Consider the following 12,979-nt stretch of genomic DNA (forward strand, 5'->3'; position numbering starts at 1 on the left):
TAAATCAATCTTTTTACTAAAATGGAGGCGTCAATTTATGAAAGAAGTCTATGATTTTTTAAAGCAAGCCAATACTTATTTTCTTGCAACAGAGGATGGGGACCAGCCCAGGGTTCGCCCATTCGGTACCATAAACATTTTTGAAGGCAAACTTTATATTCAAACAGGCAAAGTTAAAAAAGTATATCATCAAATGAAGGCGAATCCAAAGATTGAAATCAGCGCCACAGTCGGTGAAAAATGGATTCGTGTTGAAGCGAACGCCGTTGAGGATGACAGGATTGAGCCAAAGCAAAGTATGCTGGATGCATATCCTTCTCTCCAGAAAATGTATAAGGCCGATGATGGAAACACCACAGTATTTTATCTGACAAACGTTACCGCAACGATATTTTCCTTCTCAGAAGAGCCTAAGACCTACAAATTTTAATGGATCGTACAACCGATCATTTTACTGCCGGAGCCGTCAAAAATTGATGGCTCCGGCTTTTTATGCTTAAATCCAGTTGTTTTCTGCGCGTTGTGCCGATTTTCAGATAATGATTCCTTTGCAGTGGTCGATCTCGTGCTGAATAATCTGCGCCGTCCATTCGGTAAAAGTTTTATACCGATTCTGAAAGTCGCTATTCTGGTACTGCACCTTGATCGATTTCCAGCGTTTTGTTCTGCGCGTACCAATAAGAGACAAACAGCCCTCCTCAGTCTCAAAAGGCTGGGATCTTTTAATGATTTCGGGGTTAAACATCACCATGTATTTCCCATTATTATCAAAGGCAATCATACATTTATGCTCTCCGATCATATTTGCTGCCATCCCGACACAATTTTCCTTATGAGCCTCGAGCGTTTCCAACAGATCCTCCGCAACCGACAGATCCTCCTTTGTAGCGGGTTGGGATTTCTGTGAAAGGAACCCAACATCTTTCATAATTTCGCGAACCATTCTACTGCCTCCTACTCATTTAAAAACATTTCGACATCAATTTTATATAAAAACGATTATTATGCTATCGATCAGGAAATCATAGAATATTGGTTTGGTTGTTATGCAAAACGAATTTTTATAAAAGTTTAAAACTGTGTTTAAACAAAAGCATAATAAAAGCAATGCCCTTTTTGAACTTTGGTGTTTTCAAAAAGGGCAAAAGATTTAAAACAAAAAATGTTGAATTAACTATTGCAATGACTGCAATCAAAAGTCTCGGAAAAGACGAATGCACAGCGGCAAAAACCGCTGTGCATTTAATGTGACTGTGTCACATGGTTGCGGGGGCCGGATTTGAACCAACGACCTTCGGGTTATGAGCCCGACGAGCTACCGGACTGCTCCACCCCGCGATATCTGCGCTCTTTTCTAAGCGCGATATTTATTATAACGCAGTCTCTAGTAAAAAGCAAGTATTTTTTATTTTTTGTTCTATAATCTTTAATAATTAATTTTTCTGTTTTCTTTTATTTAAAATGTTCCCCTTGTGTTCTTTTACAAATTACGCTATGATTAATAAATTGTTGTATTGAAATCGTTTCAAGATCAATTGAAACTTTTTTCGAGAGATTGGGGTTATTTCATGTCAAAAGTCAAACATGTAATTAAAAAAAATCTATTTGTAATTATTACACTTTCAATTTCTCTTGGGCTTTTAATTGGTTTTCTTATGACACAGGATCAAAAAAGCCTTCAAGAGATTTTTACACACTTGGAACCCGGCTGGATGTTTGCCGCCGTCTTCGCCATGTTGCTCACTTGGTTTTTAGAAGGAGTCTGCAACTGGCTTTTATGTCATCACCTTTATCCTGAATGGACACTGAGACGTTCTATTGTTGTAGGAATGATTGGTATTCTGTATAATAATATCACACCGTTTTCTACCGGCGGCCAGCCAATGCAGATTTATTCCATGCATAAAATGGGGATGAAGACCGGAAAAGCCGGCGCTATTATTGCGGTAAAAACTTTGACTTATCAGTGTGTCATGGTCACTTATTCCTTAGTCCTCATGATCTTCCACCTTCATTTTTTTCAAACAACTGTCAGTAACCTGTCTTTTCTAACGATCTTTGGTGTTTTGACTAATGGCGCCTTTATTCTCTTGGTTCTGCTGTTTTCAATTTATCCTCCTTTCGTTTACCGTCTAATTCACGGCGTACTCCATCTGTTGGAAAGGATTCATGTGGTTCATGATTTTCAGGCAAAATATGATGATATCGTTTTAAAATTTAAAGTTTTTCATGACGGTATCAGAACGATGGGGCACTCCCTTAAACTATACGCATGTGTTTGTTTGGTAACTATTTTTCAAATTACGTTCAACAGTATCGTTACCTATTTTATTTTTCTCAGCTTTGGGCTGCGGGGTACCGGAATGTGGGTGATGATTGCCGCACAGGTATTTGTGAATATGATTGCCTCTTTTGTTCCTCTGCCCGGAGCTTCCGGCGGAGCAGAAATCAGCTTTGGCATGTTCTTTCATATGTTTTTCCGCGGTGCCACCGCTCCAGCCATGTTGATCTGGAGAATGATCACCTACTACTTTGGAATCATTTTGGGCTGTATTTTCGCTTCAATTGGCAATCACAAATACAGTGCTGCTATTCCCGATGATTTTTCGGAAAAAGACCTCTCGGATTTAACGGATGATTCAGATGAATAAAAGGAACCTCTTTTGGCATTTCGCTTTTTGCGGAATGCTTTTTTGTTTCTTCGGGGTCATTTTCTAAAAGCTTTGCTCTTTTGCGTTGGGCAGCGGATTTTTCCAGTTCCACCAAAAGGATTGGACTAAGAGACAACAGTATGGTTACCAGCCACTGAAATCCACTTAAAACAGCAGTGTGGAATACGACGGAAAGGCTTGGGAATACAATCACGGAAACCATTAGCAAAGTACAGATAACGGCCGCGATTGCTAACTTTGGATTACGCGTTTGATTACGGTCAAAGATCCGATATTCGCTGCGCATATTGAACGTATGGGCAATTTCACTGAGACTTAAAACTGCAAATTCCATGGTACGCCCAACCACCGGACACGCTGGATTTACATCGAAGCATACACGTCCGATAGAATAAGCAAGAAGGCTGAGAGCTCCAATAAAGCAACCTTCTACCACAATTGAATAAGCCAATCCACCCCCGAAGAGTCCTTCCTCTCTGCGAATCGGCGGCTTCTTCATAATATCCGGTGAGATCGGCTCTACTCCCAATGCGAGAGCCGGCAGCGAATCCGTAACAAGGTTAATCCACAAAAGCTGAATCGCAATCAACGGCAGCGGCAGACGCATCAAGAACCCAACAAACACCGCCAAAATTTCTCCCATATTGCAGGAAAGAAGAAAATGAATTGTTTTACGGATATTTTCATAAATTCCACGGCCTTCGCGAACCGCGTCTACAATTGTTGTAAAATTGTCATCGGCGAGGATCATATCTGCCGCACCTTTTGCAACATCCGTGCCGGATCTCCCCATTGCACAGCCGATATCGGCCGCTTTAAGCGCCGGCGCATCATTGACACCGTCCCCGGTCATAGCGACTACCTCTCCATGTGCCTGAAATGCCTGCACAATCCGTACCTTATGGGCAGGAGAAACTCTCGCAAAAACGCTGCATTTTTCGATTTGCTCCACCAATTCTGGCTGTTTCATAGCATCAAGCTGGGGGCCGGTAATCACCTGTTCAGAACCTTTTAAGATTCCCAGTTCCTTTGCAACCGCACAGGCCGTCTGACGATAATCCCCGGTAATCATGACTGGCCTGATTCCAGCTTCTCTGCAAAGAGAAACGGCCGCCTTTACTTCTTTTCTCGGCGGATCATACAACCCAATCAATCCCAAAAAACGCATTCCGCTTTCCATCTGTTGCACAGTCATTCCCTGTACGGAAGAAACGGTCTTTTCCGCTACTGCTAAAACACGCAGCGCATTTTCCGCCATACGATCATTTTGGCGGGGAAGTCCCCCACAAAGAGGGTACAATACATCCGGGGCTCCCTTCATTATCACCCGATATTTCCCATCCGGCTGCCGTACAGCAACTGTCATGCGTTTTCGCTCACTAGAGAAAGGAATTTCACGGACTCTCGGAAATTGCACATCGAGCACCGCCTTATTCCCAAAAACCTCACAAAGAGCACGTTCCGTAGGCTCCCCAAGGATTTTATCACCATCGGCTGTACAATTTGTACAGAGAGATGCTGCATCCAACAGGCGGCGGGCAGCGGCACTGTGAGGATTTAGCTGACCCTCTGCTGCATAAAGCTCATGAACCGTCATATGGTTTTGGGTAAGCGTTCCCGTTTTATCGCTGCAAATTACACTGGCACTGCCAAGCGTTTCTACCGCCATCAAATGACGTACAATCGCTTTCTTTAAGGCCATCCTTCTTACACCGGAAGCTAAAACAATCGTCACCACTGCCGGCAGTCCTTCCGGAATGGCAGCAACCGCCAAAGAAATCGCAATCAAAAACATTTCAAGCGGTGGAATCTTTTGGAATAATCCCATCAGAAAAATAACGGCACACAAAATTAAAACGCCAATTCCCAAGACTCTGCTCACCACTGCCAGTTTTTTCTGCAGCGGTGTCTGCGGTGTCTGCGCAGTCTGCAACATATGGGCAATCTTTCCGACCTGTGTATTGGTCCCTGTCGCTACTACAATTCCCCGTCCATTTCCTGCCGCTACCACGGTAGAGGAAAAGCACATATTGGTTCTATCCCCTAAAGCTATCTTTTCCGGCAGCGGGTCAGTCCCTTTTGAAGCCGGTACACTCTCTCCCGTAAGCGCACTTTCTTCTACCCGCAGATCACTTGTTTCCGTCAAGCGCACATCAGCAGGCACTAGATTGCCTGTTTCGAGCACAACCAGATCTCCTGGTACAACCTCTTGTGCTGGAATTTTTCTGGTCTTTCCGTCTCGAATCACTTTAGCCCATGGGGTCGCCATTTTACGCAAAGCAGAAATTGCCTTTTCTGCGCGGCTCTCCTGAAGGGTTCCGATTATCGCATTGACCGTTACAATGATTAAGATAACAATCGCATCCAGATAGTCCTCATCTTTCTGCAAAAAAGAAGTTAAAAAAGAAACTCCTGCTGCTATCAGCAAGATTAATACCATAAAATCAGAAAACTGGTGAAAAAAACGCCGGATCAAACTTTCGCCCTTTGCCTCTGGCAAAAGATTAAATCCGTACTTATGCAACAGTGAGGTTGCCTGACTTTCTTTTAATCCTTTTTGGCAATCCGTTTCCCATTTTTTAGCAGTTTCTTCCTTCGTCAGGTGATGCCAATCCATACTGTTCCCCTTCCTTTCTCTGCTTTTAACCTATGCAAAAAGAGGACAGAATAGACTTGCTTTTTATCGTTACGGTTTTGTAACCCTCCGCAACATGTTGCGCTTTTTACAACTTTTTAAAAAATATCCCAAATTTTTCTTGATTTCGCGGATTTTTTGCACTATTCTAATGGAGTTCACACAAAATGCGAAATATATTCACATAAGGGGGAAATTATGAAATGAATCGTATCCATGCAGGAACAGCCATTGAAGGGAATATTCGTCTGGAATATTTTTTGGAGGAAGAACCCTCGGTACAAAAGTCAAATTCCACCGCTCCAAACTATTTGATTGGCATTGAAAAGACAGAATTTGAAACGGCTAGTGCTTCTATTCCATGCGAGAAAAATTGCGCGCTAAAATTTCTAGAAAAGCTCCGGCGCAATTCTGTTTTTCCAAGTACCCTTTCTGAAATTATTGAAGATTACAATTTTTCACAAAATAGTTGACATTTAAAAAGATTCTAGCTATACTTAACCCAAAGAGAAAACAGTAATAATTGTTATTTTTGGAGGGTGTTTCTTATGAAATATGTATGCAGTGTCTGTGGTTATGTTTACGATCCAGAAATTGGTGATCCGGAGCATGGGATTCCAGCCGGAACAAAGTTTGAAGACTTGCCTGCCGATTGGGTATGTCCTCTTTGCGGAGCCGAAAAAGATCAGTTTGAAAAAGAATGAAGGTGTTAAAGGATGAGCGCAATTAAGCTGAAAAATGGAATTTATTCGGTCGGTGTGCTAAATCCTGCCCTCCGCGTCTTTGATATTGTCATGGAAGCAAAATATGGAACCAGTTATAATGCGTTCCTAATAACCGGAGAGAAAAACATATTAATTGAAACCGTTCATGCCGACTTTTTTGAAGAATACATTAAAAATATTGAGCAAGTCGTTCCTCTCGATAAAATTGATGCACTGATTATGAATCACACGGAACCGGATCATTCTGGTTCCGTTGCACAGCTTTTAAAAAGGTGTCCAAACCTCACAATTTACTGCACTGTGGCAGCAAAAAAATATATGGAAGCAATCGCAAATGAAAGTTTACCCTGCCATATTATAAAGCCGGGGGAAACTTTGGATCTCGGCAACAACCGAGAGCTGCAATTTATTCCGGCGCCGCTCCTGCATTGGCCCGACAGCATGTTCACATGGTATCCTGCCGAAAAGACACTTTTCACCTGTGATTTTCTGGGTACCCATTACTGCGAACCCACCATGCTGGACACTGGTATTCATGATCAAAAAGCTTATGAAGAACAATTTGCTTATTACTTTAAAAGCATCTTCGGTCCCTTTAAGCCTTATGTTTTAAAAGGACTAGCTTTGGCAGATCCTCTGCCTGCAGAAATGATCTGTACAAGCCATGGCCCCTGTCTAACAAAAAGCATCGAACAACGAAAAGAGCTTTACCGTCTTTGGAGTACTCCGAAAGTGCCGGAAAAAAAGTTAATTTTTATTCCCTATGTTTCTGCATACGGCTATACCAAAAAGCTGGCAGAAGCTGCGGCAGAAGCTTTCTCTTCAAGTCCTAATCTGGAAGTCTCTATGATGGATCTTGTTCATGCAGATCCTCTTGAGGTTGCCTCTAAAATTAACAGCTGCCATGCTTTGTTGGTGGGTTCCGATACAATCAACCGGGACGCGCCTTCCATTGTTTGGAAAACGCTCGCAATGATTGATGCCATTAACACCCGCAAACCCGCCGGTGCATTTGGTTCTTTCGGTTGGAGCGGAGAAGCTGTTCCTATGATAAAAGCCCGCCTGGAAGAATTAAAATTTAAATTTCAAGGGGATGGGCTGCGTGTCAATTTTATGCCTACTGAAGAAGATCTGAATTCTATGAGAAATTACGCTCTTCAGATTGTTTCGTCTCTCTGAGAGTGTTAAAAAGCAGAGCAGAAATCAATTTTTTAATTTCTGCTCTGCTTTTTAATTTTGTAAATTTGTAAAAACTTTGATGTAAAAAACGTCTCGCCCTTTTTAACAAAGCGAAAGGGGCGAGACGAAAATAAAGCTCCCAGATTTAATCAGGGGTCATTTTTAAGGCCCAAAAGCCACTCTACCGAAACACCAAGGATCTTTGAGAGAGCAATCAACTCAATATCAGATACACTCCGGATCTGCCCTTCCAGTTTTGAAAGACCAGAAGCATTCATATCTACACCGTTGACCTGCAGCTGTGCAAGAAGCTCTTTCTGCTTCATACCAAGATCCTTACGGGCTTCTTCTACACGGGCTCCAACTAGATTGCGGCTCCCAAGTGCCTGTTTGCGTAATCTCAACGTGCTTCATCTCCCGTAAATTAATCAATTATTGCTTGCATTCGGGAATAGAATCCCCGGAAAATGATTCATCCCATATAAATTGTTAACAGTATAATCTTTTTCCCCTAAAAGCGCAATAATAAAACTAATTTTCCTTTTAATTTAAAGAACAATTCAAAAAATTTCAAAATCAGAAATTTTTTCTACATATTATTTGTTATTTTCCAGGAACCTTGCTATAATATCTCTAACGCAACTTTCTATCCATACTATGCTGCTATGCCATTTAAGGTGGCAGCAGCCAAAATTTTAATGGAGATGAAGATCCCATGTACACACCCCCTGTAAAAACGAATTTGACGATGCTGACCGATTTTTATGAAATCACGATGGCCAACGGCTATTTTCAAAATGGATATCGCGACCGGATTGTCTATTTTGATATGTTTTTCCGCAACATCCCTGACAATGGTGGGTTTGCCATCATGGCAGGTGTTCAGGAAGTCGCCGAATACATGAAAAATCTGACCTTTACCGAAAAAGACATTGACTACCTGAGAGGCTGCAAAATCTTCAGCGAAGAATTTTTGCAGTACTTGAAGGACTTCCATTTTTGCTGTGATGTATGGGCCGTTCCGGAAGGGGTTCCGATCTTCCCGGGAGAGCCCATTCTGACTGTCCGTGGGCCGGTAATTCAGGCACAGTTTGTCGAGACGATGATTCTTCTGACAATCAATCATGAAAGTCTGATCGCCACGAAAGCAAACCGGATCGTCCGCGCTGCGGAGGGACGCCCTGTTATGGAATTCGGCTCCCGCAGGGCACAGGGGGCCGATGGTGCCATTTTAGGCGCACGTGCGGCCTATATCGGCGGCTGCTGCGGAACTGCCTGTACGATCTGTGACCGAGACTATCAAGTGCCGGCACTGGGGACTATGGCACACAGCTGGGTTCAGCTTTTTGATAACGAATATGATGCCTTCTGCGCCTATGCAAAAGAATATCCGCATGCCTGCACACTGCTCGTAGATACCTACAATGTGCTAAAATCGGGCATTCCAAATGCGATTAAAGTGTTTAATGACGTACTTCTTCCCATGGGCTATCGTCCCGCCGGAATTCGGATTGACAGCGGTGATATTACTTATCTTTCAAAGCGCGCACGCAAGATGCTGGACGCTGCCGGTTTCCCGGACTGTAAAATCTGTGCCAGCAACAGTTTAGATGAATATATTATTCGGGACATGCTGATTCAGGGCGCCAAAGTGGACTCCTTTGGCGTTGGCGAGCGCATGATCACCAGCAGCAGCTGCCCTGTTTTTGGCGGAGTGTACAAGCTCTCTGCGGTAGAAGAACCAGACGGCTCTATTACGCCGAAAATCAAAGTCAGCGAAAATGTAACGAAGATTACGACTCCCTGCTTTAAGGAACTCTGGCGTTTATACGACCGTGATTCCGGAAAAGCTATTGCAGATGTGGTAACCCTGCATGAAGAAAAGATTGACGATACAAAGCCTTACGAAATCTTCGACCCTGAACACGAATGGAAGAAAAAGAAAATCACAAACTTCCGTGCAGTACGGCTGCGTGAACAGCTTTTTGACGGCGGAAAATGCGTGATGCATAAAAAGACACTGCGTGAACTGCAGGCTTTCTGCAAGGAGCAGGTCTCTACCCTATGGGATGAGGTACTGCGCTTTGAAAATCCCCACAACTATTATGTAGACTTAAGTCGTCCGCTCTGGGAAGTCAAACGTCAGCTTCTAGACTCCTATACCTATTAACAAAAGCTGACAAAAAGGGTCCATTGACTTTCATTTTAAAATTCGATATAATGGATAAACGCGAGCAGACCGGACAGCTGCGGATACAGCGGGAAACGGCGTATCTGAGGAAAGTCCGAGCTCCACAGGGCATGGATAACGGCTAACGGCCGCCGGGGGTGACCCTAGGGAAAGTGCAACAGAAATATACCGCCGCTCTTTTGAGCGGTAAGGATGGAAAGGCGAGGTAAGAGCTCACCAGCATTCGGAGAACCGAATGGCTCTGCAAACCCTATCCGGAGCAACACCGCAGTGGGACATTTTGTGTCGGCCCGGCACGTCCCTAGAAGGTGGCATCGAGCTATGGCGGCAACGCCTGGCCAAGATAGATGGCTGTCAGAACAGAACTCGGCTTATAAGTCTGGTCGCAAACCCGGTATGGAAACATGCCGGGTTTTTATATTTTAAATTTAAAAATAAATTCTTAAACAAAAAGCGATCAAGAGCAACAGCTCGTGATCGCTTTTGCTATTTTATTGAAAGTTTATCGTACAAATATCACAGAAAATCGCTTTAAATTATCCTTTCGCAGAAAAACGATCATATTTTAAAGCATCAATCTGCACACAAGTTGGTTCTCCAGTAACGAGTTCACTCATGATCGTACCAACTCCAGGCCCGATGCCAAATCCATGACCTGTAAAGCCACAGGCGATAAACAATCCCGGAATCTCATTGACCTTATCAATAATTGGAACCTGATCAGCAGAAATATCAAGCCAACCTGCCCAATGACGAACGATTTTCGCATCCGCTAAAACCGGGAAATATTTCATAATTCCTCTGCAGATACTTTCCGCCGTCATGGAAGTGGACTTTGCAGAATCCGACTCTTTATGATTTTTATGATAATTCTCCAAGCCGGAAGATCCTCCAAATGCAAAAGAACCATGTTTCGTCTGATGACCATAAAAATCCGCCTCAGCCGTACCCAGCATCTGCCAGAACATCGGCGGCTGTACTTCTGTCACCAGGCACTCATTCAGCATCCGATAAAGCGGCACATCAATTCCGACGGTATTTAAAATCGCACGGGAACCATATCCCGCCGCTACAATAATGTTGTCTGCTTCATAAGTATTTCCGGCATCTGTGACCACCGCTCCGGCTTTTCCGCAGTGAAGCTGAATCTTTGTAATTTTTTCTCCAGTGATAAAATGAACTCCCAACTGGAGTGCACGACGATAAAACGCCAGCGTCGTCATCATGGGGTTTGCATGCCCATCAGTTGGACACCAGGAAGCGCCGATTACCTCTTGAGACATATAGGGGCAGATTTCTCTAGCCTCGTCCCCTGTAATCATTTTGACGTCCAGCCCTGCCGCCTGACTCTTTTGAGTCAGCTTTTTTAAAATTTCGAGATGTTCCGGCGTCTTTCCGAGACGAAGATTTCCGTCTTGATGATACTCCACATCGACCCCTAATTCTTCGTTCAGGTTAGGCCACAAATTTTGAATGGCATACATAGCGATGGGAAGCTCCCGCACATCACGTGCAGACTGACGAACCCCGCCTCCATTGCGGCTGGAACCGCCGTTTCCAATCATGGTCTGTTCCAACACCAAGCACTTTAATCCTTTTTTCGCAAGATAATAAGCGGATGAATTTCCAATAATTCCGCCCCCAATAATAATTACATCTGCATTCATTAATCATCCACCTCATTGCTGAAAATTTTCATTTCAATGGGACGCGCCGGGCCACGGGCGGTCGGTTCTTCCAAATCCGAAGGGCGAATTCCCAGCTCTTTTGCCATAATTCCCTTTACAATTTTTGTACAGGTACCACCTTGACACAATCCCATTCCTGCACGGGTAAATCGTTTTAGCTCCGTCATCGTGCGCATGCCATCATGAATCGCGCGCCGGATTTCTCCTTTTGTAATTTCTTCACAGCGACAAATAATCAAATCATCGTCCGGCTGAGGAACGAATTCACCAATATCAAGATTACGGTCAATTATTTTTGCCATTTTTAAGCCTCCCTTTTAAAGAATCGCGCCTTCATGGACATGTTAGCCGGTACTTTCATGGTGAGAAGCACGGTTCCATCCATAATCGGTGCAGTTCTTGTCTCTAAAACTTCGGCATCACACAGAACGGAACCATCCCGTCCCAATGCTTTTCCGTGATCTCCTTTTGCTGGAAGCGGCAAAAACTCGTAAGGTAAAGTGACGCTGGCATATCCGGGCTCATATTCTTCGTTGACCAGGAAAATCGCCTGTCCGGAACAGGAAGCAACACACATTCCGCAGCCGGTACATTTTTTCTGAGAATCAATGGCCGGCAGACGGGTAATCTGACTTCCTACCCGAATACAGCCAAATTTACAGGCATCCTGACAGGGATTGCATGGAATATTCTGCGTACATTCGATAACCGGATGAACCCCTTTTGCATGGGTAACGCCGGGGAATTTCTCGATTTCTTCATCTGAAACAAATCCCTTTTTGAGAAGGCTCTGAGAAAGCGGAATTCCCTCATCTGTTTCTTTTAGATCGGTTCTTCCACGATTTTGAGGAGAGAACATTCCCTGATGCAGCTGATCCATAGAGGAACGCAGCTTTTGAACTTTCTCTTCAAATACGGCATCTTCCAAATAACCCAGACGATGTGCAGCGGCCGCTCCGGCAATTCTTCCGCCAATCATTGCAGAGGAGGCTTCTTCAATTCCGGCAACATCTCCTGCCGCAAATAATCCGGGCACAGAAGTCTGATTATAAGCATCTACCGCTGGAACCGGTCCACCCTTATCAATCATTTCACAGCCCGCCATACGTGTTAGCTGGCTCATCGGTGACAGTCCTACTGCCATACAGATGGTATCAACGTCAAAATGCTTTTCGGTCCCTTTGATAGGCTGAAACTTTTTATCTACTTCTGCAATCTTTACACCGGTTACACAATCTTCGCCCTCTGCTTCCACAACCGTATGGGAAAGATAAAACGGAACCCCCATTCGTGTCAGCTTTGAAGCATGAACCCCGTATCCGCCAACACGTGGTGCCGCATCAATGATTGCTGCGACTTTGATTCCCGCCTGCATCAGCTGAAAAGAAACGACCAGTCCAACGTTTCCGCTTCCGACCATCAACACTTTTGTGCCGGGCTGCACTCCATGCAGATTCATCATTGTTTGCGCTGCACCTGCTCCGATTACGCCAGGCAGAGTCCAGCCTTTAAATGGAACCATGTTCTCCCTTGCGCCGGTTGCTACGATGATGTTATCGCCCTTATAGTGATGGACTTCTCCATCCTTCATAACGGTAATTTCCATGCAGTCAAAAATCCCCATTACAATCGCATTGAGGCAAACTTCTACACCCAATTTTTCCGCTTCTTCCAACAATTCCTGCCCAATTCGAAATCCACGGATTTTGGCTTTATGTTCCTTAGAACCGAAAAATTTATGAATCTGTTTAAAAAGCTGTCCGCCGGGACGGGCATTTTCATCGAACACAATGACTTTCATTCCTACTTTAGCTGCTTCGATTGCAGCGGAAAGCCCGGCCGGTCCAGCTCCAATTACAATCAGTTCGTATCTTTTCATTTTCATATTC

General features: G+C 44.1%; 12 protein-coding genes, 1 tRNA gene and 1 other RNA gene. 7 read left to right on the top strand and 7 right to left on the bottom strand.

Annotated features, from left to right (window positions below):
• Positions 1 to 37: 37 nt before the first annotated feature.
• A complete protein-coding gene (locus tag OP489_RS11100) occupies positions 38 to 430 on the top strand; it encodes a pyridoxamine 5'-phosphate oxidase family protein (protein ID WP_266162048.1) in 393 nt (130 codons plus the stop codon).
• Positions 431 to 532: 102 nt separating this feature from the next.
• Here the strand turns inward: OP489_RS11100 and OP489_RS11105 are convergent, their stop codons facing one another.
• Complete coding sequence (locus OP489_RS11105) at positions 533 to 943, bottom strand: peptide deformylase (protein ID WP_266162049.1); 411 nt, start codon at positions 941 to 943, stop codon at positions 533 to 535.
• A 318-nt stretch (positions 944 to 1,261) separates the two neighbouring features.
• Positions 1,262 to 1,338, bottom strand: a tRNA-Met gene (locus OP489_RS11110).
• A gap of 230 nt (positions 1,339 to 1,568) precedes the next feature.
• Here OP489_RS11110 and OP489_RS11115 point away from each other — a divergent pair.
• Positions 1,569 to 2,651, top strand: coding sequence for a lysylphosphatidylglycerol synthase transmembrane domain-containing protein (locus OP489_RS11115; protein ID WP_266162050.1), 1,083 nt, complete (start codon positions 1,569 to 1,571; stop codon positions 2,649 to 2,651).
• Here OP489_RS11115 and OP489_RS11120 read toward each other — a convergent pair.
• Positions 2,590 to 5,289, bottom strand: a complete 2,700-nt coding sequence (locus OP489_RS11120; RefSeq protein ID WP_266162052.1) for a cation-translocating P-type ATPase — start codon at positions 5,287 to 5,289, stop codon at positions 2,590 to 2,592. The two genes, OP489_RS11115 and OP489_RS11120, sit on opposite strands and share 62 nt — an antisense overlap.
• 221 nt (positions 5,290 to 5,510) lie before the next feature.
• On the opposite strand from OP489_RS11120, the gene OP489_RS11125 reads away from it, so the two are divergent.
• From OP489_RS11125 to OP489_RS11135, 3 genes are all read left to right on the top strand, one after another.
• Positions 5,511 to 5,780 (top strand): DUF6514 family protein, encoded by a 270-nt coding sequence (locus OP489_RS11125; protein WP_266162053.1) that lies wholly within the window; start codon positions 5,511 to 5,513, stop codon positions 5,778 to 5,780.
• A 75-nt stretch (positions 5,781 to 5,855) separates the two neighbouring features.
• Positions 5,856 to 6,011, top strand: coding sequence for a rubredoxin (gene rd, locus OP489_RS11130; protein WP_266162054.1), 156 nt, complete (start codon positions 5,856 to 5,858; stop codon positions 6,009 to 6,011).
• A gap of 12 nt (positions 6,012 to 6,023) precedes the next feature.
• Positions 6,024 to 7,211, top strand: coding sequence for an FprA family A-type flavoprotein (locus OP489_RS11135; protein WP_266162055.1), 1,188 nt, complete (start codon positions 6,024 to 6,026; stop codon positions 7,209 to 7,211).
• A 149-nt stretch (positions 7,212 to 7,360) separates the two neighbouring features.
• Here OP489_RS11135 and OP489_RS11140 read toward each other — a convergent pair whose 3' ends face one another.
• Positions 7,361 to 7,615 carry a helix-turn-helix domain-containing protein gene (locus OP489_RS11140; RefSeq protein WP_180341993.1) on the bottom strand — a complete coding sequence of 85 codons (255 nt, stop codon included), beginning with the start codon at positions 7,613 to 7,615 and terminating at the stop codon, positions 7,361 to 7,363.
• Between the two features lie 311 nt (positions 7,616 to 7,926).
• Between OP489_RS11140 and OP489_RS11145 the strand changes: the two genes are divergently transcribed.
• Both OP489_RS11145 and rnpB read left to right on the top strand, forming a co-directional pair.
• Positions 7,927 to 9,381, top strand: a complete 1,455-nt coding sequence (locus OP489_RS11145; RefSeq protein ID WP_266162056.1) for a nicotinate phosphoribosyltransferase — start codon at positions 7,927 to 7,929, stop codon at positions 9,379 to 9,381.
• A 61-nt stretch (positions 9,382 to 9,442) separates the two neighbouring features.
• Positions 9,443 to 9,792: RNase P RNA component class A (gene rnpB / locus OP489_RS11150), an RNA gene on the top strand.
• 146 nt (positions 9,793 to 9,938) lie between these two features.
• Here rnpB and OP489_RS11155 read toward each other — a convergent pair.
• From OP489_RS11155 to OP489_RS11165, 3 genes are read right to left on the bottom strand one after another with little or no spacing between them, the layout of a single operon-like run.
• Complete coding sequence (locus OP489_RS11155) at positions 9,939 to 11,069, bottom strand: NAD(P)/FAD-dependent oxidoreductase (protein ID WP_266162057.1); 1,131 nt, start codon at positions 11,067 to 11,069, stop codon at positions 9,939 to 9,941.
• Positions 11,069 to 11,392 carry a (2Fe-2S)-binding protein gene (locus OP489_RS11160; RefSeq protein WP_180341991.1) on the bottom strand — a complete coding sequence of 108 codons (324 nt, stop codon included), beginning with the start codon at positions 11,390 to 11,392 and terminating at the stop codon, positions 11,069 to 11,071. The genes OP489_RS11155 and OP489_RS11160 overlap by 1 nt, the downstream gene beginning before the upstream one ends.
• 2 nt (positions 11,393 to 11,394) lie before the next feature.
• Positions 11,395 to 12,969 carry an FAD-dependent oxidoreductase gene (locus OP489_RS11165; RefSeq protein WP_266163535.1) on the bottom strand — a complete coding sequence of 525 codons (1,575 nt, stop codon included), beginning with the start codon at positions 12,967 to 12,969 and terminating at the stop codon, positions 11,395 to 11,397.
• Between the last annotated feature and the right edge of the window lie 10 nt (positions 12,970 to 12,979).

Origin of the sequence: Caproicibacterium sp. BJN0003 (assembly GCF_026314295.1) — a bacterium.
Classification (GTDB): Bacteria; Bacillota; Clostridia; order Oscillospirales; family Acutalibacteraceae; genus Caproicibacterium.